This is a genomic window from Streptomyces sp. NPDC044571, from assembly GCF_040647115.1.
Taxonomy (GTDB): Bacteria; Actinomycetota; Actinomycetes; order Streptomycetales; family Streptomycetaceae; genus Streptomyces.
Window position 1 is genome coordinate 13,851 of record NZ_JBEZBN010000066.1, and the last position, 17,289, is coordinate 31,139.

Sequence of the window (17,289 nt, forward strand, 5' to 3'; positions counted from 1 at the left end):
CAACTCCCCGCTTCCGCAGTGCCCTTGCTCCGCGAAAATCGTAATCGCCACCGCACCGAAGGATCAACGGAACGCATTGATACGACTACTCAACGCCACAGCGCCCGTCATCCCTGGTCGGGGACATGACGGGCGCTGTGTCGGGGGTCCGCACACCGTTGTGCGGTCCGTATGAGGGGTCCCGGCGATAACCGGGGGTGACGCGAGCCCAGCCATCCACCCGACGGCCGGAGGCCGGCGCAGCCGGGCCGAAGCCCGGGAGGCCGCCTGCGGCCGAGCGGTGCAAGAGTCCGGCGTCGGAAGGATCAGACCGTCAGGGCGCGGTCCGTCGGCTTGACCGGGTACGGGAGGGTGCTGCTGCCGGTCAGGTAGCGGTCCACGCCGCGGGCCGCGGAGCGGCCCTCGGCGATGGCCCAGACGATCAGGGACTGACCGCGGCCCGCGTCGCCCGCGACGAACACGCCGTCCACGTTGGTGGCGTACGAGGCGTCACGCTCGATGTTGCCGCGGGCGTCGAGCTCCAGGCCGAACTGGTCGACCAGGCCGTTGGACTGGTCGGTGCCGGTGAAGCCCATGGCGAGGGTGACCAGCTGGGCCGGGATGGTGCGCTCCGTGCCCTCCTTCTGGACCAGCTTGCCGTCGACGAACTCGACCTCGACCAGGTGCAGGGCCTGGACGTTGCCGTCCTCGTCGCCCTCGAAGTGGGTGGTGGAGACGGAATAGACCCGCTCGCCGCCCTCCTCGTGCGCGGAGGTGACCTTGTACAGCATGGGGAACGTCGGCCAGGGCTGGCCCGAAGGGCGGTCCTCGGACGGCCTCGGCATGATCTCCAGCTGCGTCACCGACAGGGCGCCCTGGCGGTGGGCGGTGCCGACGCAGTCCGCGCCGGTGTCGCCGCCGCCGATGACGACCACGTGCTTGCCCTCGGCGGTGATCGGCGGGGCGACGAAGTCGCCCTCCTGCACCTTGTTGGCCAGGGGCAGGTACTCCATGGCGAAGTGGATGCCCTTGAGGTCGCGGCCCGGGACCGGCAGGTCGCGGGAGACCGTGGCGCCCGCCGCGATGACCACCGCGTCGAACCGCTTGCGCAGGTCCGTCGCGGTCAGGTCGCGGCCGATCTCGATGCCGGTGCGGAACTTCGTTCCCTCCGCGCGCATCTGCTCGATGCGGCGGTTGATGTGCACCTTCTCCATCTTGAACTCGGGGATGCCGTAGCGCAGCAGACCGCCGACGCGGTCGGCGCGCTCGTACACCACCACCGTGTGCCCGGCCCGGGTCAGCTGCTGGGCCGCGGCCAGGCCCGAGGGTCCGGAGCCGATCACGGCGACCGTCTTGCCGGACAGCCGCTCCGGGGCCTGCGGGGTGACGTCGCCGTTGTCCCAGGCCGTGTCGATGATCGAGACTTCGACGTTCTTGATCGTGACGGCGGGCTGGTTGATGCCGAGCACGCACGCCGATTCGCACGGCGCCGGGCAGAGGCGGCCGGTGAACTCCGGGAAGTTGTTCGTCGCGTGGAGGCGCTCGGACGCGGCCGACCAGTCCTCGCGGTACGCGAAGTCGTTCCACTCCGGGATCAGGTTCCCGAGCGGGCAGCCGTTGTGGCAGAACGGGATGCCGCAGTCCATGCAGCGGCCGGCCTGCTTGCTGATGATCGGGAGCAGGGAGCCGGGGACGTAGACCTCGTTCCAGTCCTTCAGCCGCTCGGCCACCGGACGGGTACAGGCGGTCTCCCGCGGGGTGGTGAGGAAGCCCTTCGGGTCAGCCATGGGTCGCCGCCTCCATCATCTTCTCCGTGGTCTCGGACTCCGAGAGTCCGGCCAGCTCAGCGGCGTCCTTGGCGGCGAGCACTGCCTTGTACGTGGTCGGGATGATCTTGCTGAAGCGGTCCGCCGAGACGGACCAGTCAGCCAGGAGCTTCGCGGCCACGGTCGAGCCGGTCTCCTCCTCGTGGCGGCGCACCACATCGTGCAGCCACTGCTTGTCGGCGTCGGACAGGGCCTCGACGGCGCCCGCGTTGCCGGCGTTGACGTTGTTCAGGTCGAGGTCGACGACGTACGCGATGCCGCCCGACATGCCGGCCGCGAAGTTGCGGCCCGTCTCGCCGAGGACGACGGCGGTGCCGCCGGTCATGTACTCGCAGCCGTGGTCGCCCACGCCCTCCGAGACGACCAGTGCGCCGGAGTTGCGGACGCAGAAGCGCTCGCCGGTGCGGCCGCGCAGGAACATCTCGCCGCCGGTGGCGCCGTAGCCGATGGTGTTGCCGGCGATGGTCGAGTACTCGGCGAGGTGGTCGGCGCCGCGGTCGGGGCGGACCACGATCCGGCCGCCCGACAGACCCTTGCCGACGTAGTCGTTGGCGTCGCCCTCCAGGCGGAGGGTGATGCCCTTCGGCAGGAAGGCGCCGAAGGACTGGCCGGCCGAACCGGTGAAGGTCAGGTCGATCGTGTTGTCGGGCAGGCCCGCACCGCCGAACCGCTTGGTGACCTCGTAGCCGAGCATGGTGCCGACGGTCCGGTTGATGTTGCGGATCGGGACCTGAGCGCGGACCGGCTGGGCGGCCTCGGCGCTCGGCGCGTTCAGGGCCTCGGCCGCGAGCTCGATCAGCTCGTTGTCGAGGGCCTTCTGCAGACCGTGGTCCTGCTCGATCAGGGCATGGCGGACCGCGCCCTCGGGCAGCGCCGGCACGTGGAAGAGGGGCTCCAGGTCGAGGCCCTGCGCCTTCCAGTGGGTGACGGCCTGGGTGGTGTCGAGGAGTTCGGCGTGGCCGACGGCCTCCTCGATGCTGCGGAAGCCGAGCTCGGCGAGGAGCTCGCGCACCTCCTCCGCGATGAACTCGAAGAAGTTGACGACGAACTCGGGCTTGCCGGAGAAGCGCTCGCGCAGCACCGGGTTCTGGGTGGCGACGCCCACCGGGCAGGTGTCCAGGTGGCAGACGCGCATCATGATGCAACCGGAGACGACGAGCGGCGCGGTGGCGAAACCGAACTCCTCGGCGCCGAGCAGCGCGGCGATGACGACGTCGCGGCCGGTCTTGAGCTGGCCGTCCGTCTGGACCACGATGCGGTCGCGCAGCCCGTTGAGCAGGAGGGTCTGCTGGGTCTCGGCGAGGCCGAGCTCCCAGGGGCCGCCCGCGTGCTTGAGCGAGGTGAGCGGGGAGGCGCCCGTACCGCCGTCGTGGCCGGAGATGAGCACGACGTCCGCGTGGGCCTTGGAGACACCGGCGGCGACGGTGCCGACACCGACCTCGGACACCAGCTTCACGTGGATGCGGGCGGCCGGGTTGGCGTTCTTGAGGTCGTGGATCAGCTGAGCCAGGTCCTCGATGGAGTAGATGTCGTGGTGCGGCGGCGGGGAGATCAGGCCGACACCCGGGGTGGAGTGCCGGGTCTTGGCGACCCACGGGTAGACCTTGTGGCCGGGCAGCTGGCCGCCCTCACCAGGCTTGGCGCCCTGCGCCATCTTGATCTGGATGTCGTCCGCGTTGACGAGGTACTCGCTGGTGACGCCGAAGCGGCCGGAGGCGACCTGCTTGATCGACGAGCGGCGCGCCGGGTCGTACAGGCGGTCCGGGTCCTCGCCGCCCTCACCGGTGTTGGACTTGCCGCCCAGCTGGTTCATGGCGATGGCGAGGGTCTCGTGCGCCTCCTTGGAGATGGAGCCGTACGACATGGCGCCGGTGGAGAAGCGCTTGACGATCTCGGAGACCGGCTCGACCTCGTCCACGGAGATGGCCGGACGGTCACTCTTGAAGCCGAACAGGCCGCGGAGCGTCATCAGGCGCTCGGACTGCTCGTTCACCCGGTCCGTGTACTTCTTGAAGATGTCGTACCGGCGGTTGCGGGTGGCGTGCTGGAGGCGGAAGACCGTCTCCGGGTCGAACAGGTGCGGCTCGCCCTCACGGCGCCACTGGTACTCGCCGCCGATGTCCAGCGCTCGGTGCGTGGCCGCGATGCCGGAGGCCGGGTACGCCTTGGCGTGGCGGGCGGCCACCTCCTGGGCGATGACGTCCAGGCCGGCGCCGCCGATCTTGGTGGCGGTGCCCTGGAAGTACGTGCCGACGAACTCGTCGTTCAGGCCGACGGCCTCGAAGACCTGGGCGCCGCGGTAGGAGGCGACGGTCGAGATGCCCATCTTGGACATGACCTTCAGGACGCCCTTGCCGAGGGCGTAGATCAGGTTCTTGATGGCCTGCTCCGGCTCCAGGCCGGACAGGAAGGTACCGGCGCGCAGGAGGTCCTCGACGGACTCCATGGCCAGGTAGGGGTTCACGGCGGCGGCGCCGTAGCCGATGAGCAGCGCGACGTGGTGCACCTCGCGGACGTCGCCGGCCTCGACGAGCAGGCCCACCTGGGTGCGCTGCTTGGTGGCGATGAGGTGGTGGTGCACGGCGGAGGTGAGCAGCAGCGACGGGATCGGCGCGTGCTCGGCGTCCGAGTGGCGGTCGGAGAGGACGATCAGGCGGGCGCCGTTCGCGATGGCCGCGTCAGCCTCGGCGCGGATCTCCTCGATACGGGCGGCGAGGGCCTCACCGCCGCCGGAGACCCGGTACAGGCCCGACAGGGTGGCGGCCTTCATGCCCGGCATGTCGCCGTCGTGGTTGATGTGGATGAGCTTGGCCAGCTCGTCGTTGTCGATCACCGGGAACGGCAGGGTGACGCTGCGGCAGGACGCGGCGGTCGGCTCCAGCAGGTTGCCCTGCGGGCCCAGCGAGGACAGCAGCGAGGTGACGAGCTCCTCGCGGATGGCGTCCAGCGGCGGGTTGGTGACCTGCGCGAACAGCTGCGTGAAGTAGTCGAACAGCAGCCGGGGGCGCTCGGAGAGGGCCGCGATCGGGGAGTCCGTGCCCATGGAGCCGAGCGGCTCGCCGCCGGTGCGGGCCATCGGCGCGAGGATGACGCGCAGCTCTTCCTCGGTGTAGCCGAAGGTCTGCTGGCGGCGGGTGACCGAGGCGTGGGTGTGCACGATGTGCTCGCGCTCGGGCAGGTCCGTCAGCTCGATCTCGCCGCTTTCGAGCCACTCGGCGTACGGCGCAGCGGCGGCCAGCCCGGCCTTGATCTCGTCGTCCTCGATGATCCGCTTCTGGGCGGTGTCGACGAGGAACATCTTGCCCGGCTGGAGGCGGCCCTTGCGGACGACCTTGGCCGGGTCGATGTCGAGCACGCCGACCTCGGAGCCGAGGACGACGAGGCCGTCGTCGGTGACCCAGTACCGGCCGGGGCGCAGACCGTTGCGGTCGAGGACCGCGCCGACCTGGGTGCCGTCGGTGAAGGTGACGCAGGCCGGGCCGTCCCAGGGCTCCATCAGCGTGGAGTGGTACTGGTAGAACGCGCGGCGCGCCGGGTCCATGGAGGTGTGGTTCTCCCACGCCTCCGGGATCATCATCAGCACGCTGTGCGGCAGCGAGCGGCCGCCGAGGTGGAGCAGCTCCAGGACCTCGTCGAAGGAGGCCGAGTCGGAGGCGTCGGGGGTGCAGATCGGGAAGATCCGGTCGAGCGCGCCCTCGCCGAAGGCCTCGGAGGCCAGCTGGGACTCGCGGGCCTTCATCCAGTTCCGGTTGCCCTTGACCGTGTTGATCTCGCCGTTGTGCGCGACGAAGCGGTACGGGTGGGCCAGCGGCCAGGACGGGAAGGTGTTCGTGGAGAACCGCGAGTGGACCAGGGCCAGCGTCGAGGCGAAGCGGCGGTCGGAGAGGTCCGGGAAGAAGGGCTCCAGCTGGCCGGTGGTCAGCATGCCCTTGTAGACGATGGTGCGGGCGGAGAGCGACGGGAAGTAGACCCCGGCCTCGCGCTCGGCGCGCTTGCGCAGCACGAAGGCCTTGCGGTCGAGCTCGATGCCGGTGCTGCCGTTGCTCACGAACAGCTGGGAGAAGGCCGGCATGGTGGCGCGGGCGCCGTTGCCGAGCAGGTCCGGGGTGACCGGGACCTCGCGCCAGCCCAGGACCGTGAGGTTCTCCTCGGCGGCGATGGCCTCGATCTGCTCCACGGCGACGGCCTGTGCGGTGCCGTCGGCGGGGAGGAAGGCGATGCCGACGGCGTAGGCGCCGGCCTCGGGGAGTTCGAATCCGGCCACCTCGCGCAGGAAGGCGTCCGGGACCTGGGAGAGGATTCCGGCGCCGTCGCCCGAGTCCGGCTCGGATCCGGTGGCGCCGCGGTGCTCAAGGTTCCGCAGTACGGTCAGCGCCTGCTCGACCAGCGTGTGGCTGGCCTCGCCGCTGAGGTTGGCCACAAAACCGACGCCGCAGGCGTCGTGCTCGTTGCGCGGGTCGTACATGCCCTGCTGGGCGGGGCGACCGTCCATTGGCGACCAGGCGGTGGTGCTCGGGCCGGTCGCGGAGTGCGTGGATGCGGAACGCATCGGCTCTCCCGTCGTCGTCGTGGCATTTGCATAGCCGAGGGACGACGTTGGCCCTCTGCGAAATTTCGTGCAGGTTACATGATGACTGCAATCCCGAGAAGCGGATATGCCGTTTCACCATGCGGACACTGCCCGCAGCGGAGAGAAGCGGAGCGAGCAGAGAAGAGGGACCTTCACAGCGGGTTCAGGGATGCAGCAGAGATGCAGAAGCACATCACGGGGCGAAGGTCCCGACGTGGCGTGGAGGCATCGTTGCCCCGCAGCGCCCTCGTCTGATGCCCGGCGGACACGGGCCTGAAACCGCAGGGTAATGGATTACTTATGTAGCCCACTGCATAGTGCCTCATCCGGGCCCGGTCAGCCTATGGCTCCGCCGATCCAGGTTCCCAGGACGTACGTCACACCGGCGGCCGCACCGCCCAGCAGCAGCTGGCGCAGGCCGCTGTACCACCAGGACCGGGCGGTGACCCGGGAGACGACCGCGCCGCAGGCGAAGAGGCCGAGCAGGGCGAGCAGCACCGCGGGCCACAGGGACGTGGCACCGAGCAGGTACGGCAGTACGGGGATCAGCGCACCCAGCGCGAAGGAGCCGAAGGAGGAGACGGCGGCCACCATCGGCGACGGCAGGTCGTCGGGGTCGATGCCGAGCTCCTCGCGGGCGTGGATCTCCAGCGCCTGCTCGGGGTCGCGGGACAGCTGCATCGCCACCTCGCGGGCCAGCGCGGGCTCGACGCCGCGGGAGACGTAGAGCTCGGCGAGCTCCTCCATCTCGTCCACCGGGTGCTTGCGCAGCTGCTGGCGCTCTATGTCGAGTTCGGCGAGGACCAGCTCGCGCTGCGAGGCGACCGAGGTGTACTCGCCGGCCGCCATCGAGAAGGCGCCGGCCGCCAGGCCCGCGAGGCCGGTGATCACGATGGTCTGCGGGGCGACGGCACCGCCGGCCACGCCGGTCATCAGGGCGAGGTTGGAGACGAGCCCGTCCATGGCACCGAAGACGGCCGGCCGCAGCCATCCACCGTTGACGTCGCGGTGGGTGTGGTTGTCGCGGTGTGCGGTGTGCAGCGGTGCTTCGATGTCGATGATGGACATGCGGCGTATCTCCCCTTTTGTACGGACGGGCGCTGCGAGGCGCCCTGCTCCCCCTGCCACCTCGAAACTACGCACGATTTTTCTTGCCCGCCAGCAAGGAAGGCCGTACTTACCTGGGGATTTGGGGGTCGGCGACCGGGTGACGGGGGTGCGGGCGGGGTGTTTTGCGGCGACCGACAAACCACCTGCCGTGGCACAAATCCCCCAAGGGCTCACGATGAGGCCATCAAGTGGAGAGGCGCCGCCGCCATGGAGCTGATCGCATGCAATCCGCAGGTCCTCCTCGAACGGGCCCGGGGCGCTCTTCTCGGGCTCGCGGTGGGCGACGCGCTGGGCGCCCCGGCCGAGAACATGAAGCCGTCGGAGATCCGGGCGAAATGGGGCCGCATCGAGGGCTTCGTCTCGCAGGACCCGGCCGGCACGGACGACACCGAGTACGCGATCTTCTCGGGGCTGCTGCTGGCCCGCCACGGGTCGGCGCTCACCGTGTCCCATGTGGAACGGGCCTGGCACCACTGGATCGCCGACCTCGACGAGGGCCCGTTCCGCGGGGCCGGCTTCAGCGAGCGCGGCACGCTGGAGAACCTCCGCCGGGGCCTCGCGGCCCCCATCTCGGCGCAGCACCGGCACGCGTGGTCGGACGGACTGGCGATGCGGGCGGCTCCGTTCGGGGTGTTCGCGGCGGGCCGCCCCGCGGAGGCGGCGCGGCTGGTCGCGATCGACGGCACCGTGAGCCACGACGGGGAGGGCATCTACGGCGGCCAGGCGGTGGCCGCGGGAGTCGCGGCGGCGATGGCCGGCGGGTCGCCGGCCTCCGTCGTGTCGGCGGCCCTGTCGGTCATCCCCTCGGACTCCTGGACGGCCCGCTCCCTGCGCCGGGCCGTCACGGCCGCCCCGCGCGGCGAACGGGCGGTGCGCTCCGCGGTGGTGATCGGCGGTTACCCGTGGACGGACCTGGCGCCGGAGGCGGTGGGCCTGGCGTTCGGGGCGTTCGCGGCGGCCGGCGGGGACTTCGCCGGGTCGGTCCTGGCGGCGGTCAACATGGGCCGCGACGCCGACACCACGGCGGCGGTGGCGGGCTCCCTGGCCGGAGCCCTCTCGGGCGCCGCCGCGATCCCCGCTGCCTGGTCCTCGGCGATCGGACCGGTACGGGGCAGCTGCCTCCCCTCGATGCGCGGCTACCACGTCCTGGACATCGCGGACCTCCTCACCCCGGAATCCGAGCCCCCCCGATGACGGCGACCCCAACCCCGCCCCCGCCCCCGCCCGACAAGCCGGCGGAGCCCGGCCCGGGCGGGCGCGCGGCGGAGCCCGGCCCGGCGGGAGGGCTGGCGGAACCTGCCTCCGGTGGGGTCTTGACCGTGGCCCCCGGTGGAGGGCCGGCGGAGCCTGGCCCGGGTGGGGGGTTGGCGGAGCACGCCCCGCCGGGCGGCCCGCTGAAGCCCGCCTGGGCTGCGGACCTGACGGAGTTCGGCCCGGGGACAGGCCCGGCGGAGCCTGCCACGGCTGGGGTCTTGGCCGAGCCAGCCCCCGGTGGAGGGCCGGCGGAGCCCCGCCCGGCGGCACTCACCGCGGCTCCCACCGCCGAGGGCCGTGCCGCCGGCGGCCGCGCTGGGTCGGCTCCGGAGCAGGTGCCCGGGCCTGCGAAAGGCGGTGCCAGCGGCGGGGATGCCGCGGGAGACCGTGCCGGGGGCGGGCCGGCCATCGAGCAGGTGCCCGGGCCCGCGAGGGGCGGCGGCGACGCGGTGTCCGGCGGCCGGGGACTCCCGGCGCGGGTCCGTACCGCCGCAGCGCCCCCCGCAGGGGCCCGGCGGATCGAGGGACTGCTCCTCGGGCTCGCCGCAGGCGACGCCGCCGGGTGGCCCGCCGCCCGACACCGGGCCGCCCGGATGCCCGACTGGACCCGCCGGCTCACCCGCGAGCTCGACACCTTCGCCGAGCAGAACGCCACCACCACCCTCCCCGTCCCCATCGCCCTCAACCAGCCCCCCGAGCCCCTGCGCCTCGGCCCCTCCGACGACGCCGAATGGGCCGCCTTCGCCGCCGAGTCCGTCCTGACCGCCGCCGGGGTCCTGCTCAGCGACCTGTCCCGGTCCCGCCGTATGCGGGCCGCCATCGACCTCGCCTGGAACGCTCTGGCCAGCGAGGTCGCCGCCGCGGCCGAACGCGCCCCCGAGGTCGAGTCCGCCGTCCTCCCCCTGCGCGCCCGGATCTCCGTACGGGCCGGCCTCGGCAACCTCGCCGCCGGTCTGCGCCCGCCCGCCACCGGCCACGACAACCCGCACTACTTCGACGACGCCGCCTGCGTACGCGCCTGCGTCCTCGCCGTCGTGCACCCCGGGGACCCGGCCGCCGCGGCGGCCCTCGCCGAGTTCGACGCCCGCTACACCCAGGACGGCGACGGCGTCCACGGCGCCCGCGCCATGGCCGCCGCCATCGCGGTCGCCCTCGCCGGCGCCGACACCGACACCGCCGTCGACGCAGCCCTCGGCCAGCTCCCCGAGGCCACCGAGATCGGCCGCAACGCCCGCCACGCCGTCGGGCTCGCCCGCGCCCACACCGACGGCGACGGCGCGTTCGCCATCGTCCCCACCCTCGAACACGAGATCGTGGACCACGTCTACAGCTACGGCATCGCCGCGGCCGAGACCGTCCCCGTCGCCCTCGCACTCGCCACCGCCGCCCGCGGCCGGGTCGTCGAGGCCGTCCCGGCCGCCGCCTGCCTGTCGCGGGTCGCGGACTCCGCCCCCGCCCTCGCCGGCGCGCTCACCGGCGCCCTCGGCGGAGGCGACTCCCTGCCCGCCGCCTGGCGCGAGGCCTGCCGCAGGCTCTCCGGCTGCGCCCTCCCCCGCCTCGCCGGCACCGACCTCGTCGAACTCGCCGCGCTGCTCGCTCGTACGGAACTCACCTCCTTCAAGGGATGATTCGGACATGACGCTCACTCTCGAAGACCGGTCGGCCGGCTGCCTCGTCGGCGCGGCCGTCGGCGATGCGCTCGGCGGCCCGGTGGAGGGCTGGTCCCCGGACCAGATCGTGGAACGGCACGGCGGCCGCGTGCACGGCATCGTCGGCCCCTGGTACGAGGACTGGCGTACGGCCCGGCCCATCGCCCCGTACCACAAGGGCGACGGGCACGTCACCGACGACACCCTCATGACGCACGCACTGGTGAGGGTCTACGAGGCCGTACGGGACCACCTGGACGCATACGCGATCGCCGAGCACCTGGTTCCCGACCTGATGACCAACCCCCGGTGGATCCCGGAACTGGAGGCCGAGGCGCTGCCGCTCCAGCGGATCTTCCTCGCCGAGAAGTGGATGGTCACCCGGCTGCACTACGCGCACGCGGACCCGCGCGAGGCAGGCGGCGGCAACATCGTCAACTGCGGTGCGGCGATGTACATGGCACCGGTCGGAATCGTCAACGCCGGGCACCCGGAGGCGGCTTACGCGGAGGCGGTGGACATCGCCGGTGCGCACCAGTCCTCGTACGGGCGGGAGGCGGCCGGGGTGTTCGCGGCGGCGGTCGCGGCGGCGTGCCTGCCCGGGGCGACGGTCTCGTCGGTGGTCGACACCGCGCTCGCGCTGGCGAAGGACGGCACGCGGGCGGCGATCGAGGCCGTCTGCGAAGTGGCGTGCCGCCACCGCGACTTCGAGTCGGCGCTGGCTCCGCTGCGGGCGGCGGTGGCGCCGTACGACTCGGTCGGCCCGGACTACCGCAAGCCGTCGCTGGGGGCCCGGCGGCCGTCGCGGCTGCACTCCATCGAGGAGCTGCCGATCGCGCTCGGGATGCTGGTCGTCGCCGACGGAGCGTACGAGGGCGCGGTCCTCGGAGCCGTCAACTACGGGCGCGACTGCGACTCCATCGCCACCATGGCGGGGGCCGTCGCGGGAGCCCTGTCGGGCGTCTCGGCGGTCCCCGCCGCCTGGGCGAAGCAGGTGGCCGAGGCCAGCCGCCTCGACCTGCACGCGCCGGCGGCGGCGCTGGCCGCGGTGGCCCGGGAGGTCTTCACCCGGGACCGCGACCGCCGCCGCGCCCACGAATCGGCCATCGCGACCCTGACCGCCGGCTGATGCCGCGCCCCGCCCCGGGCTCCCCGACACCGGCACCGGAGGCCGCCGACGCGGCTCTCGCGGCCGCCGGTCCGGCCCACGCCACTCACGCCCCAGGCGGCCCCACGACCCCGACCGCCCCCGCTCCGGCACCGGCTTGCGGCGCTGCCACCAGCGACTCGGCTGCCACTGCTCCTGCTCCAGCACCGGGACCGGTACCGGCCGGCACTGGACCCCCGGGCGCCGGCGCTCCGAGCCCGGCTGCCCTGGCCGCTCCAGCTCCCGCTCCGGCGCCGGCCGACGCCGACGCGGTGGCGGATGCGGGGGTGCTGCGCGACCGGGCGGGCGTACGGCTCACCTGGGTCCAGCCGGAGGACCTGGTCGGGCACGAGCTGCGGCAGGCCGCCGAGGACGGGCGGGACGCGGAGCCGCTGCTCCGCGTCTGGCAGGCGGCGGGCGGGCACCTGGCCCCGGCCCGGGCCGGGGCCTCCCCCGCCCCGGCCCCACCCGAGCTCCGCTCCCTGGCCACCCGCCTCCTGACGCAGCTCGCCCAGCTCCCGGTCCCCTGGTCCCGCTACGAGCCCACCGCCTGGCCCGCCATCGCCGCCACCCACGCCCCGGGCCCGACCCCCACCGAGGCGGACCGCGCTGCCCCGGGGACCGGTCCGGCCGGGGGCTCGCCCCCGGTTCCGGACACGGGCGGGCCGGGGCACCCCTCCCCAGGCCAGGCCCAGGGCCGGGCCCGTCCGGCGCTGGACGACGCCGCGCCGCCACCCCCGGCCCCAGTGGTCCGCTTCGCTGACGCGCCCCCGTCTGCCCGCCCGGGACCAGGCGCCGCCGCGGGCAGCGAAGCCTCGCCAGCAGCCCCGCAAGGGCCGCCACCGGCCCCACACCCCCGGCCGCAGCACCGCCCCAGGCCGACCCCACGCCCACAGGGCCGACCCGAAGCAGGGCCGCAAGCTGCGGTCACGGCACGGCCGACGCCACGCCCGCAGGGGCAGCCCGAAGCAGGGCCGCAGGCTGCGGTCACGGCAGGGCTGGAGCCAGGCCCCCAAGCAGGGCCGGAGGCAGGCCTGCGAGGGCACGCCGAACCGGGGCCGCCGGCTGCGGTCACGGCACGGCCGACGCCACGCCCGCAGAAGCGACCCGGTGCAGGGACGGCCCCCCACCGCCCGCAGGGGCGGTCCGAAGCGGGGCCGGCGATGGGCCCGCGGGGGCGCGCCGAACCGGGGCCGCAGAGTGCGGTCACAGCAGAGCCGACGCCACGCCCGCAGGGCCGACCCGAAGCACGGCCGGGGCCACGCCCGCCAGAGCGGCCCCACGCGCGGCCGGCGCCACGCAGCCCGCAGGGGCGACCCGAAGCAGGGCCGCAAGCTGCGGTCACGGCACGGCCGGAGCCACACCCTCAGGGGCGACCCCAAGCACAGCCGCAGGCTGCGGTCACGCCAGGGCCGGAGCCACACCCTCAGGGGCGACCCGAAACAGAGCTGGCGCCAAGCCCGCGGGGGCGCGACGAACCGAAGCCGCAGGCCGCGGTCACGGCACGGCCGGCGCCCCGCATGCCGGGGCGGACCGGCGCGCGGTCCGCGACAGGGCCGGACACCGGACTGGTGGGGCGGCTTGAGGCTGCGTGGGTGGGGCGGGCCGTGGGGTGTGTGCTCGGGAAGCCGGTCGAGAAGCTGCCCCTGGAGGGGATCCGGGCCCTGGCCCGCGCCGCCGGCAACTGGCCGCTGAACGACTGGTTCACCGCCCGCGGCGTCCCCCCGGAGCTTCTGGCCGCCCACCCGTGGAACCGCCGCTCCGCCCCCACCTCCCTCGCCGAGAACATCGACGGCGCCCCCGAGGACGACGACCTCAACTACCCCCTGCTGAACCTGATCCTGCTGCGCCGCCACGGCAAGGGCTTCAGCACCGCCGACGTCGGCCGCCTCTGGCTCGACGAGCTCCCCGCCGGCCGGACCTTCACCGCCGAGCGCATCGCGTACCGCAACCTGCTCCTCGGGCTGGAACCCCCCGCCACCGCCACCCACCACAACCCCTTCCGCGAGTGGATCGGCGCGCTCATCCGCGCCGACGTCCACGGCTGGACCAACCCCGGCGATCCGGCGACGGCCGCCGCGCAGGCCTACCGGGACGCCGTCCTCACCCACACCGGCAACGGTGTCTACGCCGCCCTCTTCACCGCCGCCGCCATCGCCGAGGCCGCCACCGGGCGGGCCGGCATCCACACCGCCCTCGCGGCCGGGCTGGCCGCCGTACCGCCCCGCTCACGCCTCGCCGAGGCCGTCCGCGACGCCATCGCCGCCGCCGAGCGCTTCGCGGACTTCGACCGCGTCGTCGACCACCTGCACGCCCGCCACGGCCACTACCACTGGGTCCACGCCATCCCCAACACCGCCCTCGTCGCCGCCGCCCTCACCCACGCCGACGGGGACTTCACCCACTCCATCTGCCGCGCCGTGTCCGGCGGTTGGGACACCGACTCCAACGGGGCCACCGCCGGAAGCCTCGCCGCGCTCGTCGCGGGCGCCGTCCCGCACCGCTGGAGCGCCCCGCTGAAGAACCGTCTCGCCACCACCGTCCCCGGCTTCGACGGCATCGGCTTCGACACCCTCGCCCAGCTCACCGCACAGGAGGCAGCACGCTCATGACGGTCATCGCCGTGCTCGGCAGTACGAACATGGACCTCGTCGCCTACGTCGCCAAGGCCCCCCGCCTCGGGGAGACCGTCACCGGCCGCGAGTTCCGCACCGTCCCCGGCGGCAAGGGCGCCAACCAGGCCGTGGCCGCCGCCCGCTCCGGCGGGGAGGTGGTGATGATCGGGGCGGTCGGGGCCGACGAGTTCGGCGTACGGCTGCGGTCCGCGCTCGCACAGGCCGGGGTGGAGACGGCGGCCCTGCGCACCGTGGAGGGCGCCAGCGGCACCGCCCACATCACCGTCGACGACGAGGGCGGCAACAGCATCATCGTCATCCCCGGCGCCAACGCCCGCGTCACCGGCCTGGAGGCGGGTGACGAGAGCCGGATCGGGGCCGCCGACTCGCTGCTGCTCCAGCTCGAAGTCCCGCTGTCCGCCGTCCTCGCGGGGGCCCGCGCCGCCCGCGCCCACGGCGTCCGTACGGTGCTCACCCCGGCCCCCGCGCAGCCCCTGCCGGCCGAGCTCCTCGCGGTGGTCGACCTGCTCGTCCCCAACGAGCACGAGGCGGCCGCCCTGACCGGCCTCACCGACCCGCACCAGGCGGCCGCCGCGCTGCTGCACGAGGTCCCGGAGGTCGTCATCACGCTCGGCGCAGCCGGGTCCCTGTACGCCGCCCGCGGACAGGAGCCGCTGACCGTGCCGGCGCCGCGGGTCCGGGCCGTGGACACCACCGCCGCCGGGGACACCTTCGTCGGTGCGCTCGCCGTCGCCCTCGGCGAGGGCCGCCCCGTGCCCGAGGCCCTCGCCTGGGCCGCGTCGGCAGCCGCCCTCTCGGTCCAACGCCCGGGCGCCCAGGACTCCATGCCGACCCAGGCCCAGATCGACGCCGCTGCCCGGGCCGGGCACGACCCGGGCCCCGGGCCCGCGCCCGGCCCCTCCGCACCCGGCTCCTCCGTACCCGGAGCCACCTCGTGAACCCGGCCGGCGCCGAGCCCCCGGGCGGCCCGCCCCCGCGGGCGGGGCGGCCCGACGGCGGCCCGCTGGAGGGGCTGCGCGTGCTCGACATCGCCACGCTCTTCGCCGGGCCGCTCGCCGCCACCCTGCTGGGAGACTTCGGCGCCGAGGTCGTCAAGGTCGAGCATCCCGGGCGGCCCGACCCCTCCCGGGGCCACGGCCCCGCCAAGGACGGCATCGGCCTGTGGTGGAAGCTGCTCGGCCGGAACAAGCGGACGGTCACGCTGGACCTGTCCACCCCCGGCGGCCGCGACACGCTGCTGCGGCTGGCCGCCACCGCCGACGTGGTGATCGAGAACTTCCGCCCCGGCACCCTGGAGAAATGGGGCCTCGGCTGGCCCGAGCTGTCCACCGCCAACCCCCGGCTGATCCTGGCCCGCGTCACGGCCTTCGGCCAGCAGGGCCCGTACGCCCGCCGCCCCGGCTTCGGCACGCTCGCCGAGGCGATGAGCGGTTTCGCCGCGATCACCGGGGAACCGGACGGGCCGCCGACGCTGCCGCCGTTCGGGCTCGCCGACTCGATCGCCGCGCTGACCACCGCGTACGCCGTGATGACCGCCCTGGCCGGCCGCGACCGCACCGGCCGCGGCCAGGTCGTGGACCTGGCGATCATCGAGCCGATCCTCACCGTGCTCGGCCCGCACCCGCTCTGGTACGACCAGCTCGGCTACGTCCAGCCCCGCACCGGGAACCGCTCCACCAACAACGCCCCCCGCAACACCTACCGCAGCGCCGACGGCCGCTGGCTGGCCGTCTCCACCTCCGCCCAGTCCATCGCGGAGCGGGTCCTGCGCCTGGTCGGCCGGCCCGAGCTGATCGCCGAGCCCTGGTTCGCGACCAGCTCCGGCCGGGCCGCCCACGCGCACCTGCTGGACGAGGCGGTCGGCGGCTGGATCGCCCGCCACAAGGCCGACGACGTGGTCGCCGCCTTCGAGGAGGCGCAGGCCGCCGTGGCGCTGGTCTACGACGTACGGGACATCATGGCCGATCCGCAGTTCGCGGCCCTGGACACGGTGACCGAGGTCGACGACCCCGAACTGGGCCCGCTCCGCATGCAAAACATCCTGTTCCGCCTGTCCGGAACGCCCGGATCCATCCGCTGGGCGGGTCGCCCGCACGGCGCGGACACCGAGGCCGTCCTCACCGAACTCGGCCTGTCCGCGACCGAGATCAGCGCACTCCGTATGGAGGGGGCCCTGTGATCCTGACCTGGCTCTACGTACCGGGTGACCGCCCCCACGTGGTCGCCAAGGCCCTGCACTCGGGTGCCGACGCCGTCATCGTCGACCTGGAGGACGCGGTGTCGGCCTCGCGCAAGGAGTACGCCCGCGCCGCGACCGCCGAGCTCCTCACCGAACCGCATCCGGTCCCCGTGCACGTGCGCGTCAACGCCCTCGACTCCCCCTGGGCGGGCGCCGACCTCACCGCCATGACCGGGCTGCGGGGGCTCGCGGGGCTGCGCCTGCCCAAGGTCTCCGCCCCCGAGCAGATCGCCGCGGTGGCCGACCGTACCGGCGGGGTGGCCCTGTGGGCCCTGCTGGAAACGGCGCTGGGGGTGGAGCGCGCGTACGAGATCGCCCGCGCGCACCCCGCCCTGCGCGGGCTCTCCCTCGGGGAGGCGGATCTGCGGGCGGACCTGGGTGTCACCGCGGAGGCGGGGTTGGACTGGCCGCGCTCGCGGGTGGTGGTCGCTGCCCGCGCGGCGGGGCTGGGTCCGCCCGCCCAGTCGGTGTTCCCCGACATCCGGGACCTGGAGGCACTGGCCGTCTCCTGCGCCCGCGGCCGCGCACTGGGGTTCCTCGGCCGGGCGGCGATCCACCCCCGCCAACTGCCGGTGATCGAGCAGGCCTACCTGCCCGGACCGGAGGAGGTCACCGCCGCGCAGGAGATCGTCACGGCCGCCCGCCGGACCCCCGGCGCGGTGGCCCTCCCGGACGGCCGCTTCATCGACGCGGCGGTCCTGGCGGGCGCGGAACGGATCGTCGCCCTCGCCCGCCGCGAATGACCGCCTCGGGCGGTGGTGGCGGCCGAACGAAGAGGGGGGGGGCGGGGGGGGGGGGGGGGCCCCCCGGGGGGGGGGGGGGTCTGGGCACGGGGAGTACAAGAAGGAGAAAGGGGGGGGTGGGTATAGGTTGTTTGAG

10 protein-coding genes and 1 pseudogene are annotated in these 17,289 nt (G+C 74.1%); 8 read left to right on the top strand and 3 right to left on the bottom strand.

Features of this window, described 5'->3' with window-relative positions; genetic code table 11:
- Positions 1 to 305 precede the first annotated feature (305 nt).
- The 3 genes from AB0B01_RS26855 to AB0B01_RS26865 form a co-directional block, all read right to left on the bottom strand.
- On the bottom strand, positions 306 to 1,766 hold the full coding sequence (locus AB0B01_RS26855) for a glutamate synthase subunit beta (RefSeq protein ID WP_361724159.1): 1,461 nt from the start codon (positions 1,764 to 1,766) through the stop codon (positions 306 to 308).
- The gene (gene gltB, locus AB0B01_RS26860; protein WP_361724180.1) at positions 1,759 to 6,297 is read right to left on the bottom strand and encodes a glutamate synthase large subunit; all 4,539 of its coding nucleotides are present in this window, start codon (positions 6,295 to 6,297) and stop codon (positions 1,759 to 1,761) included. Before gltB ends, AB0B01_RS26855 begins: the two co-directional genes overlap by 8 nt.
- Positions 6,298 to 6,711: 414 nt before the next feature.
- Positions 6,712 to 7,443 carry a VIT1/CCC1 transporter family protein gene (locus tag AB0B01_RS26865; protein WP_361724162.1) on the bottom strand — a complete coding sequence of 244 codons (732 nt, stop codon included), beginning with the start codon at positions 7,441 to 7,443 and terminating at the stop codon, positions 6,712 to 6,714.
- A 249-nt stretch (positions 7,444 to 7,692) separates the two neighbouring features.
- On the opposite strand from AB0B01_RS26865, the gene AB0B01_RS26870 reads away from it, so the two are divergent.
- The 8 genes and pseudogenes from AB0B01_RS26870 to AB0B01_RS26905 all read left to right on the top strand — a co-directional run bounded on the left by AB0B01_RS26870 (position 7,693) and on the right by AB0B01_RS26905 (position 17,153).
- On the top strand, positions 7,693 to 8,679 hold the full coding sequence (locus AB0B01_RS26870; protein WP_361724165.1) for an ADP-ribosylglycohydrolase family protein: 987 nt from the start codon (positions 7,693 to 7,695) through the stop codon (positions 8,677 to 8,679).
- Positions 8,680 to 9,188: 509 nt separating this feature from the next.
- Positions 9,189 to 10,367 (top strand): ADP-ribosylglycohydrolase family protein, encoded by a 1,179-nt coding sequence (locus tag AB0B01_RS26875; RefSeq protein ID WP_361724183.1) that lies wholly within the window; start codon positions 9,189 to 9,191, stop codon positions 10,365 to 10,367.
- 7 nt (positions 10,368 to 10,374) lie between these two features.
- Positions 10,375 to 11,517: an ADP-ribosylglycohydrolase family protein gene (locus tag AB0B01_RS26880; RefSeq protein WP_361724168.1), complete on the top strand. Its 1,143-nt coding sequence runs from the start codon at positions 10,375 to 10,377 to the stop codon at positions 11,515 to 11,517.
- 305 nt (positions 11,518 to 11,822) lie between these two features.
- Positions 11,823 to 12,083: pseudogene (locus AB0B01_RS26885) on the top strand (ADP-ribosylglycohydrolase family protein); the annotation flags it as partial.
- 615 nt (positions 12,084 to 12,698) lie between these two features.
- Entirely contained in the window at positions 12,699 to 14,147 is a 1,449-nt protein-coding gene (locus tag AB0B01_RS26890) for an ADP-ribosylglycohydrolase family protein (RefSeq protein WP_361724186.1), read from the top strand.
- Positions 14,144 to 15,109, top strand: a complete 966-nt coding sequence (gene rbsK / locus AB0B01_RS26895) for a ribokinase (RefSeq protein ID WP_361724171.1) — start codon at positions 14,144 to 14,146, stop codon at positions 15,107 to 15,109. The genes AB0B01_RS26890 and rbsK overlap by 4 nt, the downstream gene beginning before the upstream one ends.
- 65 nt (positions 15,110 to 15,174) lie before the next feature.
- A complete protein-coding gene (locus tag AB0B01_RS26900) occupies positions 15,175 to 16,350 on the top strand; it encodes a CoA transferase (protein WP_361724189.1) in 1,176 nt (391 codons plus the stop codon).
- Positions 16,347 to 17,153, top strand: coding sequence for a CoA ester lyase (locus AB0B01_RS26905; protein ID WP_361724174.1), 807 nt, complete (start codon positions 16,347 to 16,349; stop codon positions 17,151 to 17,153). The genes AB0B01_RS26900 and AB0B01_RS26905 overlap by 4 nt, the downstream gene beginning before the upstream one ends.
- Positions 17,154 to 17,289: the final 136 nt, after the last annotated feature.